General features: G+C 61.3%; 24 protein-coding genes and 1 pseudogene. 14 read left to right on the plus strand and 11 right to left on the minus strand.

The features are described 5' to 3' along the window. Positions 1–128 precede the first annotated feature (128 nt). The 5 genes from V1289_RS13460 to V1289_RS13480 all read left to right on the plus strand — a co-directional run bounded on the left by V1289_RS13460 (position 129) and on the right by V1289_RS13480 (position 5166). Positions 129–1301, plus strand: coding sequence for an acyl-CoA dehydrogenase family protein (locus V1289_RS13460; RefSeq protein ID WP_334397398.1), 1173 nt, complete (start codon positions 129–131; stop codon positions 1299–1301). Positions 1302–1374: 73 nt separating this feature from the next. After that, positions 1375–2133: a glucose 1-dehydrogenase gene (locus V1289_RS13465; RefSeq protein WP_334397399.1), complete on the plus strand. Its 759-nt coding sequence runs from the start codon at positions 1375–1377 to the stop codon at positions 2131–2133. Positions 2134–2151: 18 nt separating this feature from the next. After that, on the plus strand, positions 2152–2946 hold the full coding sequence (locus V1289_RS13470; RefSeq protein WP_334397400.1) for an enoyl-CoA hydratase-related protein: 795 nt from the start codon (positions 2152–2154) through the stop codon (positions 2944–2946). Between the two features lie 90 nt (positions 2947–3036). After that, on the plus strand, positions 3037–3966 hold the full coding sequence (locus V1289_RS13475) for a 3-keto-5-aminohexanoate cleavage protein (RefSeq protein ID WP_334397401.1): 930 nt from the start codon (positions 3037–3039) through the stop codon (positions 3964–3966). A 54-nt stretch (positions 3967–4020) separates the two neighbouring features. Continuing rightward, a complete protein-coding gene (locus V1289_RS13480) occupies positions 4021–5166 on the plus strand; it encodes an acyl-CoA dehydrogenase family protein (RefSeq protein WP_334397402.1) in 1146 nt (381 codons plus the stop codon). 6 nt (positions 5167–5172) lie between these two features. On the opposite strand, the gene V1289_RS13485 is transcribed toward V1289_RS13480, so the two are convergent. The 4 genes from V1289_RS13485 to V1289_RS13500 form a co-directional block, all read right to left on the minus strand. Beyond that, a complete protein-coding gene (locus V1289_RS13485; protein ID WP_334397403.1) occupies positions 5173–6354 on the minus strand; it encodes an acyl-CoA dehydrogenase family protein in 1182 nt (393 codons plus the stop codon). Further along, positions 6351–7226 carry an HpcH/HpaI aldolase/citrate lyase family protein gene (locus tag V1289_RS13490; RefSeq protein ID WP_334397404.1) on the minus strand — a complete coding sequence of 292 codons (876 nt, stop codon included), beginning with the start codon at positions 7224–7226 and terminating at the stop codon, positions 6351–6353. Before V1289_RS13490 ends, V1289_RS13485 begins: the two co-directional genes overlap by 4 nt. After that, entirely contained in the window at positions 7223–7675 is a 453-nt protein-coding gene (locus V1289_RS13495) for a MaoC family dehydratase (RefSeq protein WP_334397405.1), read from the minus strand. The genes V1289_RS13490 and V1289_RS13495 overlap by 4 nt, the downstream gene beginning before the upstream one ends. 67 nt (positions 7676–7742) lie before the next feature. After that, the gene (locus tag V1289_RS13500) at positions 7743–8612 is read right to left on the minus strand and encodes an SDR family oxidoreductase (RefSeq protein ID WP_334397406.1); all 870 of its coding nucleotides are present in this window, start codon (positions 8610–8612) and stop codon (positions 7743–7745) included. A gap of 230 nt (positions 8613–8842) precedes the next feature. Between V1289_RS13500 and V1289_RS13505 the strand changes: the two genes are divergently transcribed. After that, on the plus strand, positions 8843–9646 hold the full coding sequence (locus V1289_RS13505) for an enoyl-CoA hydratase/isomerase family protein (RefSeq protein ID WP_334397407.1): 804 nt from the start codon (positions 8843–8845) through the stop codon (positions 9644–9646). Between the two features lie 2 nt (positions 9647–9648). Here the strand turns inward: V1289_RS13505 and V1289_RS13510 are convergent, their stop codons facing one another. Together V1289_RS13510 and V1289_RS13515 are read right to left on the minus strand one after the other, a co-directional pair. Beyond that, positions 9649–10449 carry an enoyl-CoA hydratase/isomerase family protein gene (locus V1289_RS13510; RefSeq protein WP_334397408.1) on the minus strand — a complete coding sequence of 267 codons (801 nt, stop codon included), beginning with the start codon at positions 10447–10449 and terminating at the stop codon, positions 9649–9651. 86 nt (positions 10450–10535) lie between these two features. Further along, positions 10536–11417 carry an SDR family oxidoreductase gene (locus V1289_RS13515; protein ID WP_334397409.1) on the minus strand — a complete coding sequence of 294 codons (882 nt, stop codon included), beginning with the start codon at positions 11415–11417 and terminating at the stop codon, positions 10536–10538. Positions 11418–11722: 305 nt separating this feature from the next. Here V1289_RS13515 and V1289_RS13520 point away from each other — a divergent pair, with 305 nt between their 5' ends. Continuing rightward, entirely contained in the window at positions 11723–12244 is a 522-nt protein-coding gene (locus V1289_RS13520) for a MarR family winged helix-turn-helix transcriptional regulator (protein ID WP_334397410.1), read from the plus strand. A 43-nt stretch (positions 12245–12287) separates the two neighbouring features. Here the strand turns inward: V1289_RS13520 and V1289_RS13525 are convergent, their stop codons facing one another. After that, a complete protein-coding gene (locus tag V1289_RS13525; RefSeq protein WP_334397411.1) occupies positions 12288–13259 on the minus strand; it encodes a Bug family tripartite tricarboxylate transporter substrate binding protein in 972 nt (323 codons plus the stop codon). A gap of 181 nt (positions 13260–13440) precedes the next feature. On the opposite strand from V1289_RS13525, the gene V1289_RS13530 reads away from it, so the two are divergent. The 3 genes and pseudogenes from V1289_RS13530 to V1289_RS13540 all read left to right on the plus strand — a co-directional run. After that, positions 13441–13875 (plus strand): hypothetical protein, encoded by a 435-nt coding sequence (locus V1289_RS13530; protein WP_334397412.1) that lies wholly within the window; start codon positions 13441–13443, stop codon positions 13873–13875. Between the two features lie 45 nt (positions 13876–13920). After that, entirely contained in the window at positions 13921–14451 is a 531-nt protein-coding gene (locus V1289_RS13535) for an NADP-dependent oxidoreductase (protein ID WP_334407442.1), read from the plus strand. Next, positions 14435–14665, plus strand: a pseudogene (locus V1289_RS13540) (SDR family NAD(P)-dependent oxidoreductase); the annotation flags it as partial. The gene V1289_RS13535 and the pseudogene V1289_RS13540, both read left to right, overlap by 17 nt. Positions 14666–14731: 66 nt before the next feature. Here the strand turns inward: V1289_RS13540 and V1289_RS13545 are convergent. Genes V1289_RS13545 through V1289_RS13560 form a run of 4 tightly spaced genes read right to left on the minus strand, consistent with a single transcriptional unit; the run spans position 14732 to position 18942 of the window. Then, positions 14732–16339: an acyl-CoA carboxylase subunit beta gene (locus V1289_RS13545; protein ID WP_334397413.1), complete on the minus strand. Its 1608-nt coding sequence runs from the start codon at positions 16337–16339 to the stop codon at positions 14732–14734. Positions 16340–16343: 4 nt separating this feature from the next. Further along, positions 16344–16844, minus strand: a complete 501-nt coding sequence (locus V1289_RS13550) for an acetyl-CoA carboxylase biotin carboxyl carrier protein subunit (RefSeq protein ID WP_334397414.1) — start codon at positions 16842–16844, stop codon at positions 16344–16346. A gap of 1 nt (position 16845) precedes the next feature. Further along, positions 16846–18333 (minus strand): acetyl-CoA carboxylase biotin carboxylase subunit, encoded by a 1488-nt coding sequence (locus V1289_RS13555; RefSeq protein WP_334397415.1) that lies wholly within the window; start codon positions 18331–18333, stop codon positions 16846–16848. A 6-nt stretch (positions 18334–18339) separates the two neighbouring features. Further along, a complete protein-coding gene (locus V1289_RS13560) occupies positions 18340–18942 on the minus strand; it encodes a TetR/AcrR family transcriptional regulator (protein WP_334397416.1) in 603 nt (200 codons plus the stop codon). Between the two features lie 232 nt (positions 18943–19174). Here V1289_RS13560 and V1289_RS13565 point away from each other — a divergent pair, with 232 nt between their 5' ends. Genes V1289_RS13565 through V1289_RS13580 form a run of 4 tightly spaced genes read left to right on the plus strand, consistent with a single transcriptional unit; the run spans position 19175 to position 24531 of the window. Further along, on the plus strand, positions 19175–20398 hold the full coding sequence (locus tag V1289_RS13565; protein ID WP_334397417.1) for an acyl-CoA dehydrogenase family protein: 1224 nt from the start codon (positions 19175–19177) through the stop codon (positions 20396–20398). After that, positions 20391–21272, plus strand: coding sequence for an SDR family oxidoreductase (locus V1289_RS13570; RefSeq protein ID WP_334397418.1), 882 nt, complete (start codon positions 20391–20393; stop codon positions 21270–21272). Before V1289_RS13565 ends, V1289_RS13570 begins: the two co-directional genes overlap by 8 nt. Before the next feature lie 42 nt (positions 21273–21314). Next, positions 21315–22952, plus strand: a complete 1638-nt coding sequence (locus V1289_RS13575) for a class I adenylate-forming enzyme family protein (RefSeq protein ID WP_334397419.1) — start codon at positions 21315–21317, stop codon at positions 22950–22952. Next, entirely contained in the window at positions 22933–24531 is a 1599-nt protein-coding gene (locus V1289_RS13580; protein WP_334397420.1) for a class I adenylate-forming enzyme family protein, read from the plus strand. Before V1289_RS13575 ends, V1289_RS13580 begins: the two co-directional genes overlap by 20 nt. Positions 24532–24548 lie beyond the last annotated feature (17 nt).

The raw sequence follows: 24548 nt of genomic DNA on the forward strand, positions 1-24548 counted from the left end.
AGAAAATCTCTCATTCGGCTGCCCAACCTGTCGACCGGTGATACAAAAAGCCCGCGCCGCCGCCTTGCCTTTTACCATCGCCAGCCATATAGTACACTACCTAACTAAATTGATGTGGACGGATATCGATGATCGAGCGCACCATTTTCCGCGAGGAACATCATATTTTCCGGGAATCGGTCCGGCGCTTCGTCGATCGCGAGATCGTGCCGTTTCATGCGCAGTGGGAAAAGGACGGCATCGTGCCACGGGAGCTGTGGCTCAAGGCCGGCGCCGAAGGCCTGCTCTGCTGCACCGTGCCCGAGGAATATGGCGGCATGGGCCTCGACTACCTCTTCGATGTCGTCGTGTTCGAGGAACTATGGCGCTCCGGCGCGAGCGGGCCGGGGTTTCTGATTCACACCGATCTGGTCGCGACCTATCTGCTTTCGTTCGGAACCGAGGCTCAGAAGCGGCAATGGCTGCCGAAGATGGTGTCAGGCGAAGCCATCGGCTCGCTTGGCATGACGGAACCTCATGCCGGCAGCGACCTCAAGGCGATCCGGACCCGCGCCGTGCGCGATGGCGACGATTTCGTCATCAACGGCCAAAAGGTCTTCATCTCGAACGGCCAGCTCTGCGATTTCGTCGTGCTCGCAACCAAGACCGACGGCACCGCCGGCGCCAAGGGCGTGACGCTGTTCATCGTCGAGAGCAACCGGCCCGGCTTTCAACGCGGCCGAAATCTCGAGAAAATCGGCATGAAGGCCCAGGACACGTCCGAACTGTTCTTCGAGAACATCCGCATTCCCGCTACCAATATGCTGGGGCAGGAAGGCAAAGGTTTTGCGCTGATGATGACGAAGTTGTCGCAGGAACGGCTCGCCCAGGCGATCCGCTCGGCAACAGTCGTCGAAACCGTGCTGGACTGGACCGTTGAATATACTTCGGACCGCAGCTTGTTCGGTCAAAAACTCGCGAACTTCCAGAATACCCAGTTCAAGCTCGCGGACCTGAAGACCAAGGCAACGGTCGCCCGCGTCTTCACGGATCGCTGCATTTCGCTGTTCATGGAGGGCAAGCTCGATCCGGTCGACGCCGCGATGGCCAAAATGTTCACCTCCGAACTTCACTGCGAAGCGGTCGATGAATGCCTGCAACTATTCGGCGGCTGGGGTTATATGACGGAATATCCCATCGCGCGCGCCTATGTCGACGCCCGGATCGTTAAGATCGCGGGTGGATCGATCGAGATCATGAAAACCATCATCGCCCGCCAGATGTTCGCGCAATGTGGTTTTGCGCTCGCCAAGAGCGGCTGAGTCTGCCGGTCGGCCAAAGCCGGCGGCCCGAACAAAGCAACGGCCAATGCGCCGCAAAACAAGGGAGTGAGATTTGAAAGGCTTATCAGGCAAGGTAGCGATCGTTACCGGCGGCGGCCAGGGCATCGGGCGTGCCATCACCCTTCGGCTCGCCGAAGAAGGCTGCACGGTCGCGATTTTCGACATCAATCCCGACGCCGGACATGAGACGGCGAAACTGGCGCCGAAGTCGGCGATCACGACCTACACCGTCGACGTCGGCGACCGCGCCTCGGTCGATCGCGCAGTCGCGCAGGTCGAGGCCGAACTCGGCCCGATCTGGGTTCTCGTCAACAACGCCGGCTGGGACAAGCCGATGCCGTTCCTGAAGACCGACAAGGATCTTTGGGACAAGATCATCCGCATCAATCTCTACGGTCCGCTCAACACCCATCACGCCATCGCGCCGCTGATGGTTGAACACGGCGGCGGCCGCATCATCAATATCGCCTCCGATGCCGCCCGCGTCGGCACCAGCGACGAGGCGGTTTACTCGGCCTGCAAGGGCGGGCTGATCTCCTTCACCAAATCGATCGCCCGCGAACTCGCCCGCAAGAACGTGCTGCTGAACGCGGTATGCCCGGGTCCGACCAACACGCCGATGATGGCGGCGGTGTTGGGCGAAGGCGAACAGGCCGTGAAATGGAAGGACGCGATGGTTCGCGGCATTCCCCTGAAGCGAATGGGTGAACCCGACGACTATGCCGGGATCATTGCCCTGCTCGCATCGGATGACGGAAAATTCATCACCGGCCAGGCCATCTCGGTCTCCGGCGGTATGAACATGATCTAGCAGATGTGAGGTTTAACGATGATAGCAGATCCGACCAAATTCACCGATGTGATCTACGAAGTCCGCGATCGTGCCGCCTGGATCATCATCAACCGGCCCAAGGTCTACAACGCCTTTCGCGGCCAGACGCTGGAAGAGCTGATTCATGCGTTCCAGATTGCCGCTAACGACCGCAACATTTCGAGCATCGTGCTCACCGGCGCCGGTGACAAGGCGTTCTGCACCGGCGGCGATCAGTCCGCGCATGAGGGACAATATGACGGTCGCGGCGTCGTCGGACTGCCGATCGACGAGTTGCAGGGTCTGATCCGCGACGTTCCCAAGCCTGTGATCGCACGCGTCAATGGCTTTGCGATCGGCGGCGGGAATGTGCTGGCAACGCTGTGCGACCTGACGATTGCGGCCGACACCGCGCAATTCGGACAGGTCGGACCGAAGGTCGGCTCTGTCGACGCCGGCTGGGGCACGGCCTTGCTGGCCCGCCACATCGGCGACAAGAAGGCGCGCGAAATCTGGTTCATCAACGACCGCTACAGCGCCGAACAGGCGCGTGAAATGGGCCTGGTCAACAAGGTCGTTCCGGTCGCCGAACTCGATGCCGCGGTCAAGGACTGGACCGACAAGCTGGCGCAGCGGTCACCGACCGCGATCGCACTGGCAAAGCGCTCCTTCAACGCCGACAGCGACAACATTCGCGGCATCAGCAACCTCGCCCTGCATGCCGTGAAGCTGTTCTACGATACCGCTGAGTCCAAGGAAGGCGTTGCGGCCTTCAACGAGAAGCGGACGCCGGATTTCCACAAGTTCACTTAACGATTCGACAATGAACGCATCGCTTCCCTCGCACTCGCTGATGCCCTCTCTGGGTATCGGCTGAACGCGCGCCACAAAAGGAAAAACGCCGTGCCGGCACGTAAGGTCATCATCTCCTGCGCAATCACGGGCTCGATCCACACCCCCTCGATGTCACCTCACCTGCCGGTGACGGCGGCAGAGATCGCGGAATCCGCTCTCGGTGCGGCCGAGGCAGGGGCTGCGATCGTGCATCTTCACGCGCGTAATCCAAAGGATGGCCGTCCCGACCAGTCGCCGGAAGCCTTCGACCCGTTTCTTCGTGTCATCAAGCAGCGGTCCGACGTCGTCGTGAATCTGACGACCGGCGGCTCGCCCTATATGACCGTGGAAGAGCGGATCAAGCCCGCGGCGGTCTGGAAGCCGGAGGTCGCCAGCCTGAACATGGGATCGATGAATTTCGGCCTGTTCCCGATGCTCAAGCGATACAAGCAGTTCAAACATGATTGGGAGCCGACGATGCTGGAAGGCTCCCACGACCTCGTCTTCCGCAATTCCTTCAAGGATATCCGCTACGCGCTGGAGACGCTCAACTCGACCGGCGCGCGCTATGAGTTCGAGTGCTACGACACCAGTCATCTCTACAATCTGCATTATTTCTGGACCGAGCGCCTGGTGAAGGCCCCGCTGTTCATCCAGACCGTGTTCGGACTATTAGGTGGCATCGGCGCGCATCAGGAAGACGTCATGCACATGAAGCGCACCGCCGATCGCCTGTTCGGCGATAATTATCGCTGGTCGGTGCTGGGCGCCGGCCGCGCGCAAATGCCGGTCGCGGCGATCGCGGCCGCCATCGGCGGCAATGTGCGGGTGGGTCTGGAAGACAGCCTCTGGATCGGCGCCGGCCAGCTCGCGGCGTCCAATGCCGACCAGGTGACGCAGGTTCGAAAGATCATTGAAGGACTGGGGCTGGATGTCGCAACCGCCGACGAGGCGCGCGAGATCCTGGAGCTCAAGGGCGGCGACAAGGTCGCATTCTGACACGGCATCGATCTAGGCGCCGGTCTACGATACGAATAAACGGGAGGAGCCTCGATGCTACCCCATCGCAGGGTTTATGACGAAGAACACAATCAGTTCCGGGAAACCGTGCGGCGCTTCGCGGCGGCGAAGATCGCGCCTGATTTCGCACGATGGGAGGAAGCCGGGATCATCGACAGGTCGCTGTGGGGCGCCGGCGGCGAGGCCGGCCTGCTCTGCCCGCAGGTCCCTGAAGAATTCGGCGGCGCCGGTGGCGATTTCCGTCACAACGCCGTCGTGATCGAGGAACTCAGCTATTCCGGCTTCGCGGGTCCCGCCACCGACTTCTCTGTGCATAACGACGTCTGCTGCGGCTATTTGCTCAGTTACGGCACCCCCGAGCAAAAGAAGAAATGGCTGCCGCGCATGGTATCAGGCGAAACCGTCTGCGCCATCGCAATGACCGAACCCGGAACCGGCAGCGACTTGCAGGGTATCCGCACCCGTGCCGTACGCGAGGGCGACGAGTACGTGATAACGGGCCAGAAGACCTTCATCTCCAACGGGCAGATGTGCGACCTTGTGATCGTCGTGGTTCGCACCAACCCGGAAGGTGGTTCGCGAGGAATGAGCCTGATTCTTGTCGAGACCAACCGGCCCGGTTTTCGCCACGGCCGGAACCTTGAAAAGCTTGGGCATCTCTCCTCCGATACATCCGAATTGTTCTTCGACGGGGTACGCGTCCCCGTCAGCAATCTGCTGGGGGCGGAAGGCGGCGCGATGGGCTCGCTGATGAGCGAACTGCCGCAGGAACGCCTGACCATTGCGCTGCATTCGATCGCCGCCGCACAGAAGGCCTTCGATCTCACCAAGGATTACGTCCAGCAGCGCAGCGCCTTCGGATCGCCAATCGGCAACTTCCAGAATACGAGGTTCAAACTGGCCGACCTAAGATCCGATCTCGCGGTAGGCTGGGCCTATGCCGACCAATGCCTGCACGACCATATCAATCACGAACTGACGACCTATGCGGCGTCCACCGCAAAGCTCTGGATCACGGAAATGCATGGCCGGCTCGTCGACCAATGCCTGCAATTCTTCGGCGGCTACGGCTTTATGCGCGAATATGAGATCTGCCGTCTCTACGCAGATGCGCGCGTATTGCGGATCTACGGCGGCACCTCGGAAATCATGCGTGAGCTGATTTCGCGCAACCTTTGAGTTGCCTCAGTAGCTCTTCGGCAATTCTAGCACCTTCTCGGCAATAAAACTGAGGATCAACTGCTCGGTGATCGGCGCCAGCCGCGTAATCGAGACTTCGCGGAACAGCCGCTCGACGTGATATTCCTTGGCATAGCCAAAACCGCCATGGGTCATGATCGCCTGCCAAGCTGCGTCGTGGCCGGCGCGCGCGCCAAGGAATTTCGCGGCGTTGGCTTCGGCGCCACAGGGGCTGTCGTGATCGTAGAGCCAGGCAGCGCGCATCGCCATCTGCCAGGCTGACTCCAGATACATCCAGTTCTCCGCGAGCGGATGCTGGATGCCCTGGTTCTGTCCGATCGGCCGGTCGAACACCACGCGCTCCCGCGCATATTTGGTCGCCCGGCGCAGCGCGTCCTGGCCGATTCCGATCGCTTCGACCGCAATCAGGATGCGCTCGGGATTGAGGCTGTGCAGGATATAGGAAAAGCCCTTGCCCTCCTCGCCAATCCGGTCGGACTCGGGAATGAACAGGCCGTCGATGAAGATGGCATTGGAATCGACCGCCTTGCGGCCCATTTTCGGAATGCGATGAACATCGATCTTCGATCTGTCGAGGTCGGTGTAGAAGATCGTGATCCCATCGGTCGGACGCTTGCAATCCTCGTATTTGGTCGTCCGCGTCAGCAGCATGATCTTGTTGGCGACCTGCGCGGTCGAGGTCCAGACCTTCTGGCCGTGCACGAGATAGCCGCCGGGAACCTTCTGCGCAAAAGTCTTGATCCGGGTCGTGTTGAGCCCGGCATCCGGCTCGGTAAAGCCGAAGCAGCACTGATCTTCGCCGGCGACCAGCCGCGGTACCCAGCGTGCCTTCTGCTCCGGCGTACCCTTCACGACGATCGGATGCGGTCCAAACAGGTTGATGTGCACCGCCGAGGTAGCGGACATTCCGCCGCCATGGCTGGCAACTTCATGCATCATCATCGCGGCTTCGGTCACCCCGAGACCGGAGCCGCCATATTCTTCCGGCATGGTGATCCCGAGCCAACCGGCGTCGGCCATCGCGCGATGAAACTCGAACGGAAACTTGCCGTCCTCGTCGCGCGCCAGCCAATAGTCGTCGCCGAAGCGGGTAACGACGCCGCGCACGCCTTCGCGAATGGCCGCTTGGTCGTCTCGCGGTTCGAACTCGTTCGCCAATGAACTCATGTGACGTCCTCCCCGGCCGAGGCGAGCGCACGTTTCGCCGCGATCAGATGCGGCATGTCGTACATCTTGCCGTCGATCCCGAGCGTCCCCGCATCGGGTTGGGCCGCGAACGCCGCAACCACACGGCGCGCATGCGCCAGATCGGCCTCCGACGGCGTGAAGCATTGATTGATCGTCGCGACCTGAGCGGGGTGAATGGCGATCTTTCCGACAAAACCGTCGCGGCGCGCGATCCGGCAGCTTTCCGCCAACCCCTTCTCATCCTTGAAATCCGCATACAACGTATCCAGCGCCATGACGCCGGCAGCGCCAGCTGCAAACAGGCATTGCGCCCGCGCCACTTGATAGGGAAACGTCCAGCTTCGGTCGGCTTCCTTGTTGGATAGCGCGCCCAGCGCCGCGCCGAGATCCTCCGCGCCCCACGTCATGGCGACGAGGCGCCGGCTCGGCGTTGCGTAACCCGCAAAGCCGATCATGGCGGCCGGCGTCTCGGTCGCGACCACCAGCAATTTCACACGACCCGGCGTGACCCCGATAGCGACCTCGAGCGCATCGACATAATTAGAAATCAGTTCGATGTCCTGCATGCCATTGACCTTCGGGATCAGGATGCCGTCGAGGCCAGGCCGGACAATCGCTGCGAGGTCGCCGAGCGCCAGCCCGCTGCCGAGCGGATTGATGCGCACCAGGAACGCCCAGTCGCGCGCCGGACCACCCAGCAGGTTTTTCACCATCTCGCGCGCCAGTTCCTTGCGCAGCGGCGCCACGGCATCCTCAAGATCGAGGATCAGCGCGTCGGCGCCGATGCCGGATGCCTTTGCGAATTTGGGCTCGCTGTCGCCAGGCACAAACAGAAGGGAGCGCAATCTCATGCGGGACGCCTCATCATCAGCCCGGTGCGGCGGCAATAGGCGACTTCCTCATTGCGCTGATTGAAGCCGCGATGCTCGAAGGTCACGATTCCCTGGGTCGGGCGCGACTTGCTCTCGCGCACCGCCAGAATCTTCGTCTCGGCCCTGAGCGTATCACCGGCAAAGACCGGGCGTGGAAATTTGGTGTCCTCCATGCCGAGATTTCCGACCGTCGTGCCCAGGGTGGTGTCCTGCACGGACAGGCCGATGACCAGCCCGAGGGTGAAGATCGAATTCATCAGCGGCTTTCCGAACTCGGTCGATTTGGCATATTCGTGATCGATATGCACCGCCGCCGGATTATAGGTCAGCGACGAGAACAGAATGTTGTCCATGTCGGTGACGGTTCGCCGGATTTCATGAACGAAGGTTTGTCCGACAGAGAATTGTTCGAAGTACAGTCCGGCCATCTTGTTTCCTCATCTCTGCATATTCGTATACACGCGTACGACATCTTATTGACGCTGCCCACTGGCGTCACGGCGCCTTCTTCAGGGCTTCCGGAAGCCTGGAACGATGAAAGCCTTCAAAGGGCGCGTTGCGATTATGCGGCTCGAGCTTCCACGTGGTGCGCGCATTCGGCGTGCCGCCATCGACCCGGAGGCAGGAGCCCGTGACGTAGGCGGCAGCCGGCGACAATAGGTACGTGATGGCCGCCGAGATCTCGGCCTCCGTGCCGAACCGCTGCAGCGGAACGCCGGCCGTGAAATCATGCAGCTTTTTCTGCATTTCCGGCGTGTAGGTATCGAACCCGCTGGACACGATGCCACCCGGCGCGACCGCATTGACACGCACACCTGAGGCAGACCATTCGCACGCGGCGGTTTCGGTAAGCGTCAGCATCCCGCCGCGCGCCGCGCCGGAGTGGGCGAACTCCGGCCAGCCGTGCCAGATGTCGGCAATGATATTGACGATGGCGCCGCCATTGGCTTCCATCCAGCGGTTGTAGACCTCGCGCATGAAAATGAACCCGCCGGTCAGGTTGCTGCGGACCACAGCTTCAAAGCCCTTGGTCGAGATCGACTTCATCGGCGCCCGATACTGCCCCCCAGCGTTGTTTACAAGCCCGTCGATGCGGCCGTAAGCCCCGAGCACGGCGTCAATCGCCGCGATCACCATCGTCTCGTCGCGGATATCGCAAACCTGGGTCAGGACCCGTCCACCGTCCTCCTCGATCTCCGCCTTCACTTCCGCCAGCTTTTCGGCGGTACGACCCAGGATCGCGACATCAGCGCCGAGGGCTACCAATTCGTGTGCGGTGCAACGGCCGATGCCGCTGCCGCCACCGGTGACGATGATCGTCCTGCCCTTGAAGAGATCCGGCCTGAAGACCGACTGATACGGCATCGTGTTCTCCGAAGTGACCGGCCGCGAGCGCGGCCGGCCGCCGCGCTGCCAAGAAATTAGTACACTATATTATGATATGGTGTATCGTGTTTCGCAAGCGCTTTGCGCGGCGCCTGGACCAGAAGCGCAGACACGGAAGAATTGGAACCGCCGGCCTGTTATGGCAATCCGCGCCACCCCGTGACATCCTGCTGTCGCGGCGACGAATGATGCCTTTGGGAACGCACGACATGGACAAATTCACAACCATCACCGTCGAAGCGCGTGACGCCATTGAAATTCTCTCCCTCAATCGGCCGGACGCCCTCAATGCGGTGACGCCCGCGATGGCCGACGAGTTGATCGCCTACTTTTCAGGTCTCCATGACCGCCTGACCACGCGCATTGTCATCTTCAGGGGCAATGGCCGGGCATTTTGCGCCGGTGCCGAACTCGGATCGGATGCGTTCGCGGCACCTGGCGCGGGACGTCCGCAGCGGCAGCTCGACATGCAACAGCGCTACTCGCGGATCATCCGCCTGATGCGAAGCTGCCCGCAGCCGATCGTGGCGCTGGTTCAAGGTGCCGCATGCGGCGCGGGATTCTCGCTGCTGTTGGCCTCCGATGTGCGTTTTGCCACGCCGGCAGCGCGGATGAACGCCGCCTACATCCGTGTCGGGGTCGGTGGCTGCGACATGGGATCGGGCTATCTGTTGCCCCGGCTGATCGGTCTCTCCGTGGCTTCGGAACTGCTGCTGACCGGGCGGTTTCTCGGCGCGGATCGAGCCAAGGCCGTCGGCCTCGTCAGCGACGTCGTCGCCGACGACAAATTGCTCGAAACCGGCCTCGCTTTCGCCGCCGAGATGGCCCGCGCCTCGCCGATGGGTTTGCGCCTGACCAAGCAAACGTTGAATACGCTGATCGACGCCCCCGGCATCGATGCCGCGCTGATGATCGAGGACCGTCAGCAGGTAATGCTGCTTGAAACCAGCGACCACCAGGAAGCGGTCGCGGCATTTCGGGAGAAGCGCGACCCTACTTACCGGGATCAATAAAGCTACTTGCCCGCAAATTTCGGTTTGCGCTTCTCCCTAAAGGCCTTCACCCCCTCTTGGGCATCCGCCGTTCGCGAGATCGCGGCCAGGGTCTGCGCTTCATCTTCCAACTGACTTTCGAGGGAACGATTGAGCGTCTCCAGGAACAGGCGCTTTATCCCGCCATAGGCTTCGGTGGGGCCCGATGCGAGTTCACGCGCAATCTTCCCGGCCTCGGCAACGACAGCGTCGTCGTCCACGACATAGTCGACCAGCCCGGCCGCCAGCGCGGCGACGGCGTCCATCGTTTCCGCCAGCAGGAAAAATCGCCGGGCGCGCGCGACCCCGATCCGCCGGGTCACGGTTGTTGTCGATCCGCTGTCAGGCGTGAAGCCGATCTTGGCAAATGCAGACGAGATACGCGCCGACTTCGCCATCACCACCAGATCGCCCGCGGCCATCAGCGAAACGCTGCCTCCCGCGACGTTGCCTTGCACCGCCACAACGACCGGCGCTCGCATGCGGACCATTCGCACGATGGCGGCGTGCAAATCCGCGGTCCATGATTTGATCGTCACCGGCAGCGCGTCGCCACGCGACGCCAGTGCCACGAGATCGCCGCCGACACTGAACAATCTGCCGCGAGCAGAAATCAGCACCGATCGCACATCGTCACGCTCGCTCAATTCCGCCATGCAAAGATTGAATTCGCGGCAAAAGTCGCCGTCGATCGGATTACCGCGGTCAGGTTGATTGAGGACGATGTGCGCCAGTCCGTCGTCGATGGTGCATTCGAAGCTTTTTGTATCGACTGCCAGCCCCATTGCGCTTCTCCCGATCCGTCCTGATCTTGTTTGGAATTGCACCGGAACAGCCGGTACGCGCCGGCTTTTCCGCCGCCTGCCCCACGTCAGGCCGGCCGGCCTTCCTTCTCCTTGCGCGTGGAAGCCTGAATGGCCTCCCGCGCCCGTTGCCAGTCTTCAGGCGAAAGCTCGGAAAGCCCCGCGAACGTGCTCGGCGCCGCCAGATGATGCCCGCCGTCGATGCTGATGGTATCGCCGGTGATGTAACTGCATCCGTCCGACATCAGGAAAATCATCAGATTGCGCAGTTCGTCCATCTTTCCGAACCGCCGCAACGGAACTTCGTCCGCCTGGGTCGCACCCACGCCGGTCTCCGCGAGCGGATTGAGCTTGTCCCAGGCATTTTCGGTCGGAAACGGACCGGGCGCCACCGCGTTGACGCGAATGCCCTTCGGTCCCCATTCGACCGCGAGCGACATCGTCATCGCATGAACCGCAGCTTTGGCCATCGCGGCCGGCACCACATAGGCCGATCCGGTCCAGACCCAGGTTACGAGATTGCTGATGATCACGCCAGGAATCCCCGCGGCAATCCAGCGTCGGCCGCAACCCTGCGCCGCGTAGAACGAGCCGTCCATGATGGTCGAGCGGATTGCCTCGTAGCCGCGCGGCGACAACGTCTCGGTCGGCGCCAGGAAATTGGCGCCGGCGTTGTTCACCAGGCCAGTGAGAGGTCCCGTGGTCCAGATATCCGCCATCATCTTTTCAATGCTGTCGGGATCGCGAACGTTGGCGACCAGCGCGTCAGCCTGTCCGCCGGATCGGGCACGAATTTCACCGGCAGTTTGCTCGAGAACTTCCGGCCGGCGGCCACAGATGAAGACATGCGCTCCGTGGGCGGCGAAGCCTAGGGAAATCTCCTTGCCGAGGCCCGTGCCGCCGCCGGTCACGAGGATGCGCTTATCTTTGAGGAGGTCTCGATCGAACATAAGCAAATCCTGCTATTCAAATCGCCGGTCATTGCCTGAACCGGGCAGCTTTGTAATATTGATACACTAATGTACTTGATCTGTAAATCGCTCTCATTCGGGCGCACCGACGGCTCTCGTGTTGAATCCGGCGTGAAACCGTTCATTTCAGCTGGTTTCAGGACACGCCACGCCGGCCGAACCGTCACCGTCAACCCGCCGCCACTTCGTTCTTTTGAAAATACGCTGGTGTATGGTATAAGTTGAATCGCCCGGGTCGACACCCCGTCGGCATCAGGTTTCTTGCACGAAGGAAAGAAATTGACATGGTCGACCTGCCCGATTGGGACCTCCGACTAGGCTATCTGATCCATGACGTATCCCGGCTACGCCGCATGATGTTCGACCGCGCCCTCGCGCCGCTCGGCATAACGCGGTCGCAATGGTGGGTGCTCGCATTTATTTCGCGAAAGGACGGACTTCCGCAAACCCAACTCGCCAACGAGCTCGACGTCGGCAAGGTTGGCGTTGGGGCATTGATCGATCGCCTGGAGTCTTCCGGCTTCGTGCTGCGACAGGCGGATCCGGTCGACCGCCGCGTCAAGCGCGTGTTTGTCACCAAGCAGGCCCGCGGCTTTCTGGAAAAACTTCGCAAGGAGACCGACAAGTTCAATGCCCAAATAGCCCACGGGATTGATCGGAAGGCATTGGAGGCGACGTCGGACGCATTGCTGGCGATGAAGCGCAATCTTCTGGCGATGTCTGACGGAAGCACGTTCCCGGGCAATCGCGAAGAGGACGATTTCGGCAAGAAGGGCAAACCGCGGAAGAGCAGGAAGGCCGCCTAGCCTTCATCGCCGCGACAGCAATGTCTTCGCCGGGTCAACGCCGTCACTTCTTTTCGATCTTCGCGGTCGCGACGATCTCGGCCCAGCGCCTGGTATCTGTTTCCTGAAAGGCTGCCAGTTCCTGCGGCGTCGAGGGAAACGGCGTCGCACCGATGGTCTCGAGATATTTTCCCGCTTCGCGGCTGTTGACGAACGCCGTAACGAGATCATTGAGCTTGGTGACGATTTCGGGAGGTGTCTTTGCGCTCACAAAAACGCCGACCCAGGCCGTCAATTCGTAGCCCGGCAGGCCGGTTTCCGCGATGGTGGGCAGTTCCGGCATCGTCTCAAGCCGCTTCGAACTCGTCACCGCCAGCGCCCGCAACTTGCCGTCCTGGACCAGGCCCTGCGCGCTCGCGGGATCGGCGAAGACGCAATCGATCTGTCCTCCCACGACGTCGGTCAAAGCCTGCGGCATGCCGCGATACGGCACATGCTGCATCTCGATTCCTTCACGGAACCTGAACAGCTCGGCCGCCCCTCTGCTGGAAGTGTTTCCACTGCCGAACGACAACGGTTTTTCGCGTTTTTTCGCCAGCGCGACGAATTCAGCAACACTCGTGGCCGGAAAATCCGACTTCACCGTCAGCATCATGGGGATCGTCATGATCCCCGCCACCGGCGCGAAGTCCGCTTTGGGATCGTAGGGCAGCGAATTGAACAGACTGATGTTCGCAGCCTGCGTCGAATTCGTCGTCACGAACGCCGTATAGCCATCGGGTTCGGCTTTCAGAACGGCGAGCGCGGCGAGATTACCGTCCGCGCCGGGCTTGTTTTCGACCACAACGGTCGCATTCGTCGCAGCACGGATGCTTTCGGCAAGATGCCGCGTCACGCTGTCGGTCGCACTACCGGCCGGGAATGGCACGATCAGCGTTATGCGCTGGGAGGGATAAGGTTCCGCTGCCGCAGCCGCGAGGGCAGCGGCCAAAACAACGAGAACGGCGGCGACGCCCCATGTACGATTGCGCCTCAAACTGATCTCCTGCCTTCAGGGCGATCGACGGGCGCTCCTTTTCTCGGACCGACCGCGACCGGCTACCCTTGCCCGATATCGTACACAGCCGTACTATCTTCGGGTGTACCAAGGCAAGGGGATCGATAATCGTCTCGTCGCTAATTCGTCGTCCTTAAGTTCCCGCTGGAACCATCGACTCATGAAGAACAACCGCAATCGACAGGTCATCCTGAAATCCCGGCCGGCCGATATTCCGCAAGCCGACAATTTCGACATCATCGAGTCGGACGTTCCTGATTTACGGGACGGCCAGATCCTGGTGCACAACATCTATCTCTCGGTCGAACCCGCGATGCGCGGCTGGGTCAGCAGTGTCGCCAATTATTCCGAGCCGGTGCGGATCGGCGAAGTGATGCGGTCGTTTGCCGCCGGCGAAGTGCTGCAATCCACTCATCCCGACTTCAAGCCGGGTGACAAGGTCATGGGGATGTTTGGCTGGCAGGAATTCGCCGTCGTCGGCCCTGCCGCCATCAGCCGGAAGATCCGGGAAGACGATCTCCCACTCTCGCTCTCGCTGGGCGTCGCCGGCATCAATGGCGTGACCGCCTATTTCGGGCTGCTGGACGTGGGCTAGCCACGTCCAGGCGACGCCGTGGTGGTGTCGACGGCGGCAGGCGCCGTGGGCTCGGCAGTCGGCCAGATCGCGAAAATCGCCGGTTGTCGGACCGTCGGCATTGCCGGCGGTCCGGCCAAGGTCGCCCAGTGCCGTGAGCTGTTCGGCTACGATGCCGCGATCGACTACAAGAGCGGCGACCTCGCCTCTGCGCTTGCCGCATCCTGCCCGAACGGCATCGACGTTTATTTCGACAACACCGGTGGCGCGATCAGCGACACCGTCCTCCGTCATCTCGCCGTCGGCGCGCGCGTCGTGATTTGCGGAACCGCTTCGGTTTCAAGCTGGGATCCCTGGCCGCACGGGCCGCGCGCCGAGCGTCACCTTCTGGTCAAGCGCGCACGCATGCAGGGCTTCGTCATCTTCGATTACGCGCCTCGGTTCGAAGAGGCCCTTGCTCGTCTGGCCCAATGGATTCGCGATGGACAATTGCGCTATTCGGAGGACGTATTGGAAGGCATCGAACACGCGCCGGGAGCGATCGCCGGTCTTTACCGCGGCGAGAATACCGGCAAGCGGCTTATCAAAATTGGCTGAACCAGACATTCTCATCAACAACGCCGGGGGGCCGCCGCCGGGCGATTTTCGCAAGATCGAGCGCGACGACTGGATCAAGGCCCTTGATGGCAACATGCTGGCGCCGATCGCCTTGATCAGGGCGACGCTGGATGGAATGACCGCGCACAAGTTGGATCGCATCGTCAACGTCACGTCGCATGCGGTGAAGGCGCCGGTCGCGATGCTTGCGCTGTGTCGGCGCATCTGAGAGCACCGTGTTGGCGGGGATATTGTCGACCATTGGCGCGAATCCTCAACCCTACATTCGGAACACACCGTAGTGGGGAGCTTCGATCGGGGCGTTCAATGCCGCGCTCAGTGCGATCGCCAGAGCATTGCGTGTGTCGACAGGATCAAGAATGCCGTCGTCCCACAGCTCCGATGTCGCGTAATAGGCACTCGACCGCTCGCGATAATCTTCCAGGATGGGTTCGCGGATTGCCGCAAGCTGGGGCTCGGACAGGCGCTCGCCATTGCGGGCGAGTTGCCTGGCCTTGATATCGGTGAGGACGCCGGCGGCTTGCTCGGCACCCATCACGGATATTTGCGATTGCGGCCAAGTGAACATGAAGCGCGGATCGAACGCGCGCCCCGACATGCCGTACGTACCTGCGCCATAGGAGCCGTTGCAGTTGACGGTCAACTTCGGCACGGCAGCGCCGGAAACCGCCATGATGAGCTTTGCACCATCCTTGGTGATACCTCGGCGCTCATAGTCACGACCGACCATGAAACCGGTGATGTTCTGAAGGAATAGGAGCGGCGTGCGGTTCTTGTCGCAGAGCTGAATGAAATGTGCGCCCTTCAACGCGCTATCGCTGAACAGGACGCCGTTATTGGCAAGAATCCCGATTTGATAGCCGTAGAGTCGCGCAAAGCCGCAAACCAGCGTTTGGCCGTACCGTGGCTGGTATTCATGGAAGCGGCTGCCATCCACCAAGCGCGCAATAATCTCGCGCATATCGAATTGCACGCGCGGGTCCTTTGGAATGATCCCGTAAAGCTCCGACGGATCGTAAGCGGGCGGCTCCGGCGCAACGTGGTCGACCGCCGCCTTGGGGATGCGGTTGAAGCGGGCGACAATGTCGCGAGCAATGGCGAGCGCATGCATTTCGGAGCTGGCAAAATAATCGCCGGTGCCGGAAACGCTGGTGTGCATGTCCGCGCCGCCCAGTTCCTCAACAGATACTTCCTCGCCGGTCGCCGCCTTCACAAGTGGTGGTCCGGCCAGAAAAATCGCGCCCGTTCCCCGCACGATGATGTTGTAGTCGCTGAGTGCCGGAACGTAGGCGCCGCCGGCGGTACAGTGCCCCATAACGACAGCTACCTGCGGAACTCCCATTTTCGACAGGATCGACTGATTGCGAAAGATTCGGCCGGCATAGTAGCGGTCGGCGAAAAATTCGGCCTGAAGCGGAAGAAAGCCGCCCGCGCTGTCGCAGAGGTGGACCACCGGTAGTCGATTCTCAATTGCGACGTCGAGAGCACGGACAATCTTCTTAACCGAAAGGGGATACCAGGCCCCACCCTTCACGCTGGCGTCATCGGCGTGAACGATGACTTCGCGTCCGGAGACGATGCCGATGCCGACCACCTGGGCGGCACCGGGCACTTCGTTGTCGTAGGCCTTGTTGCCCGCAAGGGTCGACAGCTCCAGGAACGGGGTACCCGGATCGAGCAGCGCCTGGATTCGATCTCGTACGAACATCTTGTTCTGCCGACGCAGACGTTCAAGATCGCGCTCCGGCCTGGCGAATCTCGCAGCCCGCTGTCGTTCCTTGAGCTCAGCAGCAAGCCGGCGATTATGAACATCGTTGGTTCGAAATTCCTGCGCTCGGGTGTCGGTCAACGAAACGATGCGTTGCATGTCATCAGTTTCCTTGCGAAAGCGTGACTAGGATCGCGTCGCGATCAAAGCTGTCGCCATCCTTGACGTGCAGACGTTCGACAATCCCATCCTGCGAGGCCCGAATCTGGGTCTCCAGCTTCATGCTCTCGATCACCATCAGGACGGTGCCGGCGGTCACGGCATCGCCCGGAACGACCTTCAGAGCGACGACAGTTCCTGGCATTGGGGCACGCGCGACGTTGTGACCATCGTCACCTTCCACGGAGGCAAGAGCGCGCAGCGGATCGACATAGCGTAAAGAACGCGTCCGACCGCGCATGTGGATATGGATCACGTCGCCGTCCACCGCGAATGCGACCGCCTCGCTTGTCCCGGCAACGGTCAGGCTGCCACGGCCGGTCCCCTCATCCGCAAGGGCAACCGTGCCGCTCCAACCATCCACAATGCGCAGATAGTATCCATTGACAGTCGAAGCGAGCCACAACTCGTGCATTACCCCGCCGAGATCGAACTTGTGAAACATATCAGTTTCTCCAGTCGCCGATAGCGGCGTGGAGTGCGGGAACCGCATCGGCCGCATCGCGCACCGGTCGCGTCACCAGCGCAGCTACCGCCAATAGTTCGGTCACCTCGTCCGGATCGCCACCAATCCCAGACGCGATCGTCGGGTTTTCGTCCAGATAGCCGGTGTGCACTTCCCCGCTCCGAAAGCCGGGGTCGCCGAGAACGCGAGCCAGAAAGGCGGCGTTGGTCTCGCATCCGAGCAGCACGATATCCTGAACCGCTCTTATCGCCTTGGCGACGGCGGCATCGCGCGTCGGCGCGTGGACGATCACTTTGGCCAGCATGGGGTCGAAGGCTGTCGTGATCGACTGCCCCTGTCCGATGCCGCTGTCGACACGTACGCCCTGCTCGTGAGGATAACCCAGCATCAGTACCTTACCTGACGTTGGCGAAAAGCCCCTCTCGGGCGATTCGGCGTAGAGCCTGGCCTCGATGGCGTGACCTTGCGCGGAGATATCGGGCTGACAGAACGATAGCGGGCGGTTCGCCGCAATCGCGATCTGCTCGGCCACCAGATCAACGCCCGTGATCATCTCGGTCACCGGATGCTCGACTTGCAGACGCGTGTTCATCTCAAGGAAGTAAAACTCGCCGCCTCCAAAGATGAATTCAACCGTGCCCGCATTGCGATACCCGGCGGCGCGAGCGATGCCCGCCGCGGTTTCGCATATCCTCTGGCGCATCTGCGGCGAAAGAGCTGGTGACGGCGTCTCCTCGATGATCTTCTGGAATCGCCGCTGCACCGAACATTCCCGTTCAAACAGATGCACCACATTGCCGAAAGCATCGCCCAGGACCTGGACCTCGATATGCCGTGGCTTTTCGACATAACGTTCGACATAGAGCCGGCCATCGCCGAAGTATCTTTGTCCTTCGCTGCGTGCCTGAGAAACCGCATCCTCCAGCAGATCGAGATCGCGAACAATTCGCATTCCCTTGCCACCGCCGCCGGCGGAGGGCTTGACCAAGAGCGGCACCCCGATGGACCGGGCCCGCGCCAGAAATGTCGGGGGATCATTCTCCTCGATCGCGGAGGGAGCGACCGGAAAGCCGTTGCGTTCGACGAAATTGCGGGCGCGGATCTTGTCGCCCATCAGTTCGATCGCCTCGGGCGATGGGCCGATAAAGGCGATGCCCGCCTCGGCGACCGCGCGCGCAAAACCGGCATTTTCCGACAGAAAGCCGTAGCCTGGATGCAGCGCGCCGGCACCAACGGTGCGGGCAGCCGTTATGATCTGCTCGGCATCGAGATAAGCAGATACGGGCGTCCGTCCCGAGATCTTGATAGCGACATCGGCGAGCGCTACTGCCGGCGTTGCGGCATCGACCTCGTGATAGACGATGGCCGCGCGCAGACCAAGCTTGCGCAACGAGCCAATGATCCGGACGGCAATCTCGCCCCTGTTGGCGATCAGGACGGTCTCGAACGGAAAGGAAATAGCAGCCATTGATAGCTACTGGTCTACGCAGATGCCGGCGGTGAGCATAGTGGTCAGCTCACGCCCTGTCTGGGTAACCTTGAGCTGCCCTCTGCCGTTGACATGCCGCCAGGCAAGGTGCTCGATTGCGCCGAACAGAACATCCCGAAGCAGTTTTGGATTTACGTCCGGCTTGACTTCTCCGGTCTTGACGGCTTCCTTGACAATTCGGATCAGCACTGAAGTGTAGCGCCGGTTCAGCTCCTGAATAGGCGAGCCTTCGTAGTCGCTCGCGACCCGTACCTCGGCGATGAACAAACGGCAGAGGTCGGTGTCAGAAACGAACACTTGGATATGCCGCTTGATCAGCGCTTCCAGACGATCGCGAAAGCGATCGTGGCCGAATACCTGCGTTTCGAGGTCGACCAAAATCCGCTCGTAGAACCTCTGCAGCACGGCAAAGAGAAGGTTCCGCTTGTTGCGGAAATAGCGATAGGCAAGACCGTCGGATATCTGCGCGATGCGCGCGATGTCGGCGATCGAGGCGCCCTCATAGCCTTTTTCGGCGAAAGCACGCTTGGCTGCATCGAGGATTGCGTCGTAACGATCCTGCATTCGTTCGGCGCTTATTGCAGGCATATCGCAACTCCGGGATTTTCCAGATCTGTGATGACGAAACTGTATCGTAACCCAGACTGGGTTCCCGCGCCAATATTCGCGACCTTCAGAGGCGGGGCAGGTCGTTCATAATGAATACCATTCATTTTTTTGCGCGTCAACCGTTGACACAAACCAAAATGAATTCTATTCATTATAAAACCAGGGATGATCCAGAGAGCAGGATCCATCAAAACTGGGAGGAAACCGGCGCATGACCACGTCCCAAGCCATCTTGAGTGGCGACAATCGTGCATCGATGTTTGCCCTCGACGAAGCGCAACAGGCCATCCTCGATCAGGCCGATCGCTTTGCACACAAGGAGCTCTATCCCCTTTCCGAACGGATGGACCGCGAGGAATGGTGGCCGGACGAAGCGTTCCACATTATCGGCGATAACGGCTTTTTCGGTGCCACCATCCCCGAAGAATACGGCGGCGCTGGTCTGGACCTTCTGGCGGCCGGCCTGGTGCTGCAGGGCTTCGCACGCTGGAACCATGCGATGGCGCTATCCTGGGTGGCGCACGACAACCTGTGCGCCAACAATATCTATCGCAACGGCAACGAACAGCAGCGCCGCAAATATCTGCCGGACCTCTGCACGGGCCGGAAAATCGGCGCGCTGGGCCTCACCGAACCGGGTGCCGGCTCAGACGCGCTGGGATCGATGCGCACCACTGCGCGGCGGGATGGAGATCATTACGTCCTCAACGGAGGCAAGATCTACATCACCAATGGACCCGTCGCCGACGTCATCCTGGTCTACGCCAAGACCGATCGCTCAAAAGGCGCGCAGGGCATTTCCGCCTTCATCGTCGAAAAGGGCTTTCCCGGATTCAAGGTCGCACAGAAATTGACAAAAATGGGTTATCGCGGCAGCCAGACCGCCGAACTCGTGTTCGAAGATTGCTGGGTGCCCGCGGAAAACCTCGTTGGCGGCGAAGATCGCGGTGTGTCAATCGTAATGAGCGGGCTCGATCTTGAACGCGCTATGATCTCACCGCTGTGTCTCGGCGTTGCGGAACGGGCGTTGCAACTCTCCATCGACTACGCGCAGACTCGCCAGCAGTTTGGCAAGCCCATCGGATCTTTCCAAATGGTTCAGTCGATGCTGGCAGAGATGTACGTTCAGGTCGAAACCATGCGAACCTTCACCTATCGCACGCTGGCGGAAGCCGCGCCGCTCGAAGTCGGCGGTGGCGGACGCGGCGATATCCACATGCTGACGGCGGCCTCCGTGATGTACGCTGCAGAGGCCTGCCACAACGTCCTCGACAAGGCCGTGCAGATCCATGGCGGCAGCGGCTACATCTGGGAGTCGGAGATCAACCGGCTATTTCGTTCGATCAAGCTGTTGGAGATCGGCGCCGGAACGACAGAAGTCCGAAAGATGATCATCGCAGGCGAACTGCTCAAGGACATGGCCACCCATGGCTGACAATCAGACTCTGGAACGGCCGGATAGACTTGGGCTGACGAACGATGAGCTTGCGGTTCATCGTACTGTGTTCGCATCCGATGCCCTCAAAGACATGGTCGTGGTGTTGTCCGGCGGCGCGGGTGGTATCGGCCGCGCGATCGCATGGTTGTTCGCGCGCCTCGGTGCGCATATCGTCGTGGTCGGCCGCAACCAGGAAAGGCTCAATACTCTCGTATCGAACGTGACAGGACGGAAGCTGAAGGCATCCGCATACGCAGCCGACATCAGGGATCCCGACGCGGTCAAAGCTTTGTTCGATTCGGTCTGGAAGACGCATGGCCGCGTCGACGGCCTCATCAACAGCGCCGGCGGGCAGTTTCCTCAACCGGCTATCGATTTTTCCGTAAAGGGCTGGAATGCCGTCATCAATACCAATCTGAACGGCACTTGGTACATGATGCAGGCCGCCGCACAACAGTGGCGCGACAACAAATATCCTGGCAGCATCGTCAACATTGTGGTCGTCACGACGCACGGCCTCTACGGCATCGCGCACACGATCGCCGCGAGAACCGGGGTTATTGGCCTTTCGCGCAGCGTTGCCGTCGAATGGGCCCCACTCAATATCCGGGTAAATTGTGTAGCTCCCGGTGCGATCGAGACCGAAGGCTGGAACGTCTATACGCCTGAGGCGCGCGCGGCCTACCCCCGATCAAATCCGATGATGCGGGCGGGTTCGCCGTGGGATGTCGCCGAAGCCTGTGCCTATCTCGCAGGTCCTTCCGGCGGATTCGTGACCGGCGAAACGTTGACGGTGGACGGAGGCGGCCAGCTTTGGGGAGAGACCTGGACCACTGGAAAACCACCCTATTTCAGCGGCGGGGGCTCATAGAGCCGTAGTTGTCGCCGCGGCGCGAATCTAAGGAGCTGTCGAATGGACGTTTCAAGATCGGCATCGAGGTCAGTTTTGCAGCAAGGTCAGACCGCCGCGAGCACTCACCTAATCCACCGTGTCAATGTCGGTGACCTCGTCACCCGGAGCGCGGAGCGGTTTCCAGAGCGGGAGATGATCAGCGACGGCGACAAGCGCTGGTCCTATCGCGACTTCGACGCCTGGACCAACCGGGTCGCCCATGGTCTCTCCGCGCTCGGCCTCCAGAAAGGCGACGCACTTGCCCTGATGTCGGGCAACCGCGCCGAATTCCTCGCCGTCTATTTCGCCTGCGCGCGGCTTGGCTTGGTCTGCGTCTCCATCAACCTGCTCTGGCGACAGCACGAACTGAGCCATGTCCTGACGGACTCACGCGCTCGCGCTGCCGTAGTCGAAGCAGGTCTGCTGAGGCAGTTCTGCGCAGGCGTCGAAGATCCGGCGCCGCTGCTCGGTATCGTCGTGATGGACAGGCAGGCGCCAGGCGCTACGACTCCCGATGGTATCGGCGACATGCCGTTGTTCGACTTTGACGCGCTCGCGGCCGATCAGTCCTCCGAAATTCCGGATGTCGCGATCGAGGACCGCGCTCCCCTCTCCTATCTCTACACCAGCGGCACGACCTCGGCGCCAAAGGGCGTGATCGGCACCCATCTCGCGATCTATCTGGAATCACTCGGGACCGCAATCGATACACGCATGACAGAGAACGATCGGCTGAGTGTGGTGCTTCCGCTTTTCCATACGGCCCAGCTCAACGCGCTCTGCACACCAGCAATCGCAGTCGGGGCCTCGATGGTGATCCAGCGCGGCTTCGACGCCGCTGGCCTTCACGAGGCCATCGAAAGGGAGCGCATCAGCGTTCTCTTTGCGCTGCCGATGATGATCCAGCAGCTCGTCGAACGGCAGCTCGCACATCCTCGCAACGTCAGCAGCCTGCGCCTGACGGTCTACGCCATGGCGCCGATGCCGGAGGCGGAGCTTCGCCGAGCGATCGAGATCTTCGGGTGCGACTTCAGCCTTATGTTCGGGCAAACAGAGATGAGCCCGGTCTCGACATTCTTCAAGCCCCAGCACCAGCTGAGCCATCCCGGTGCTGTCGGCACGCCGGCCGTCAACGTGCAGGTCGCCATCATGGCACCGAACGGCGAGCTGCTTCCGACCGGCAGCACCGGGGAGATCGTCTATCGCAGCCCCCAGACCATGGCGGGTTATCTGCACAATCCCGAGGCGACCGCGGAAGCTTTCCGCCACGGCTGGTTTCACTCGGGCGATGCCGGCCATTTCGACGTTGATGGGATTCTCTGGTTCGAGGACCGCTTCAAGGACGTCATCAAGACGGGTGGCGAGAACGTCTCGTCCATCGAGGTCGAGCTCGCGATCCGGGCCGCACATCCCGACGTACTCGAAGTAGCGGCAATCGGACTGCCGCACCAGCATTGGGGCGAAGCGATCACCGCCGTCGTCGTCACCCAGAGTGGCGGATCCATCGACGCGAACATGCTGCTTTCAGCCGTCCGCGAACGGCTAAGCCCGTTCAAATGCCCGAAGGCCGTCATCCATGTTTCGGAGTTGCCCAAGACTGCCACGGGCAAGATCGAAAAAGCGAAACTGAGGCGCACCTATGCTGCCTACTACAAGTAAGTCGTCTTCCGGCTCAGCCGACTGGCAGCTCGATGCCGCCATCGCGGCGGACATCACGCTCGACGCTCTCTTCCGACGCGCATTCCGCGTTTTCGCCGACCGCACCGCTGTCACCTGGGAAGGCGGGCAGCGCCGCTACCGCGAGGTCGGCGAGCGAGCCTGGCGGTTCGCCAATGCCGTGCGTGCCAAGGGATATGACCGCGGCGACACGATCGCGATCCTCTCGGAGACACGTCCGGAATATGTTGAATGCTATGCGGCCATGGCCGCGCTCGGCATCACTGTCGCGACGCTGAACATCCGGCTTCGTCCCGATGAGATCGCCGTGTGCCTCCGCAAGGCTCGTCCCAGTGCCGTCCTGACCTCCGGTGCGCTGGCGGGGCTACTCGACGGCCTCGGGTCCGAGTTTCCGAACATCCGCGACTGGATCGCATTCGAGCCGGTGCAGGGCTTTGACGATTACGAGGCCATTCTTGCCGAAAGCAGCGCGGACGAGCCGCCTCGGATCGCCGAGGGCGCGGACATCCACAACATCCTATTCACCAGTGGCACAACCGGTCAGCCCAAAGGCGCACTCGTGAGCCAGCGAGCGGCGGCTACCCGCGGCTTGCGTCTTGCTCAATGGTTCGGACTGACCGAGAAGGACGGTTTCGTCGGCTGGCTGCCGCTCTTCCACTGCGGCGGAGACGAGTCACTCTACGCGACCTTCGTCACCGGCGGCATCTATGCGACATTCAAGCGCGTCGATATACCGGCCATGTACGAGCGCATCGAGCGCGAGCGGCTGAGCTGGACTCTGCTCCTGCCCGGCGTGATCACCGACTTCATGAACAACCCGCAGCGGCAGGCCAACGATCTGTCGAGCCTGCGCTTCGCCATCGGCTACGCCAACATGATGCCGAACGTCGTCGCGAGGCTGACGGAGACCTTCGGCATCGATTTTTACGACGCCTTCGGGCAGAGCGAGTCGAGCTATCTGCTCGCGCACGGCTGTTCCGGCCCAGGCGAGGTGCCGTCCCTGCGCAAACGACCCTCGCCGTTGATGGAGGTCCGCGTCGTCGACGAAGACATGAACGAGATGCCTGTCGGCCAGCCCGGCGAATGCGTGGTGCGGGGCCCGAGCATCATGTCCGGCTATCTCGATGACGATGCGGCCAACGCTGAGGTGTTCAAGGGCGGTTGGCTCCATACCGGCGACCTGTTGCGGCGTGAGGAGGACGGCACGCTCACTTTCGTCGACCGCAAGAAATACCTGATCAAGACCGGCGGCGAGAATGTCTATCCCGCAGAGGTCGAGGCCGTCCTCAGCCGACATCCGGCCGTTCAAGAAGCGTGTGTGTTCGGTGTACCGGACCCGCATTGGGGCGAGACGATAAAGGCCGTGGTCGTCCTCCGCCAAGGCCAGTCGGCCGATAGCGCCGAAATCCTCCACTGGTGTCGCGAGCAGCTCACCGGCTATAAGCGCCCGCGCTACCTGCAGTTCATGCGCTCCGAGGAGTTGCCCCGCAGCACCACCGGCAAGCTTCAACGCCATGAGCTGGCACGTTTGCCGCTGACCGCCGAGCAACGTGTCGGGTGAGGGACGATGCAGTGACA

It is taken from the genome of Bradyrhizobium sp. AZCC 2289, from assembly GCF_036924615.1.
GTDB lineage: Bacteria > Pseudomonadota > Alphaproteobacteria > Rhizobiales > Xanthobacteraceae > Bradyrhizobium.

What these genes read in the sequence shown, in the direction of transcription:
- V1289_RS13550 (WP_334397414.1), bottom strand. Translation starts at nt 16,844, where the DNA reads ATGTTTCACAAGTTCGATCTCGGCGGGGTAATGCACGAGTTGTGGCTC.
- V1289_RS13505 (WP_334397407.1), top strand. Translation starts at nt 8,843, where the DNA reads ATGGACAAATTCACAACCATCACCGTCGAAGCGCGTGACGCCATTGAA.
- V1289_RS13530 (WP_334397412.1), top strand. Translation starts at nt 13,441, where the DNA reads ATGAAGAACAACCGCAATCGACAGGTCATCCTGAAATCCCGGCCGGCC.
- V1289_RS13490 (WP_334397404.1), bottom strand. Translation starts at nt 7,226, where the DNA reads ATGAGATTGCGCTCCCTTCTGTTTGTGCCTGGCGACAGCGAGCCCAAA.
- V1289_RS13515 (WP_334397409.1), bottom strand. Translation starts at nt 11,417, where the DNA reads ATGTTCGATCGAGACCTCCTCAAAGATAAGCGCATCCTCGTGACCGGC.
- V1289_RS13560 (WP_334397416.1), bottom strand. Translation starts at nt 18,942, where the DNA reads ATGCCTGCAATAAGCGCCGAACGAATGCAGGATCGTTACGACGCAATC.
- V1289_RS13570 (WP_334397418.1), top strand. Translation starts at nt 20,391, where the DNA reads ATGGCTGACAATCAGACTCTGGAACGGCCGGATAGACTTGGGCTGACG.
- V1289_RS13495 (WP_334397405.1), bottom strand. Translation starts at nt 7,675, where the DNA reads ATGGCCGGACTGTACTTCGAACAATTCTCTGTCGGACAAACCTTCGTT.
- V1289_RS13485 (WP_334397403.1), bottom strand. Translation starts at nt 6,354, where the DNA reads ATGAGTTCATTGGCGAACGAGTTCGAACCGCGAGACGACCAAGCGGCC.
- V1289_RS13580 (WP_334397420.1), top strand. Translation starts at nt 22,933, where the DNA reads ATGCTGCCTACTACAAGTAAGTCGTCTTCCGGCTCAGCCGACTGGCAG.
- V1289_RS13500 (WP_334397406.1), bottom strand. Translation starts at nt 8,612, where the DNA reads ATGCCGTATCAGTCGGTCTTCAGGCCGGATCTCTTCAAGGGCAGGACG.
- V1289_RS13520 (WP_334397410.1), top strand. Translation starts at nt 11,723, where the DNA reads ATGGTCGACCTGCCCGATTGGGACCTCCGACTAGGCTATCTGATCCAT.
- V1289_RS13510 (WP_334397408.1), bottom strand. Translation starts at nt 10,449, where the DNA reads ATGGGGCTGGCAGTCGATACAAAAAGCTTCGAATGCACCATCGACGAC.
- V1289_RS13555 (WP_334397415.1), bottom strand. Translation starts at nt 18,333, where the DNA reads ATGGCTGCTATTTCCTTTCCGTTCGAGACCGTCCTGATCGCCAACAGG.
- V1289_RS13460 (WP_334397398.1), top strand. Translation starts at nt 129, where the DNA reads ATGATCGAGCGCACCATTTTCCGCGAGGAACATCATATTTTCCGGGAA.
- V1289_RS13470 (WP_334397400.1), top strand. Translation starts at nt 2,152, where the DNA reads ATGATAGCAGATCCGACCAAATTCACCGATGTGATCTACGAAGTCCGC.
- V1289_RS13545 (WP_334397413.1), bottom strand. Translation starts at nt 16,339, where the DNA reads ATGCAACGCATCGTTTCGTTGACCGACACCCGAGCGCAGGAATTTCGA.
- V1289_RS13575 (WP_334397419.1), top strand. Translation starts at nt 21,315, where the DNA reads ATGGACGTTTCAAGATCGGCATCGAGGTCAGTTTTGCAGCAAGGTCAG.
- V1289_RS13480 (WP_334397402.1), top strand. Translation starts at nt 4,021, where the DNA reads ATGCTACCCCATCGCAGGGTTTATGACGAAGAACACAATCAGTTCCGG.
- V1289_RS13565 (WP_334397417.1), top strand. Translation starts at nt 19,175, where the DNA reads ATGACCACGTCCCAAGCCATCTTGAGTGGCGACAATCGTGCATCGATG.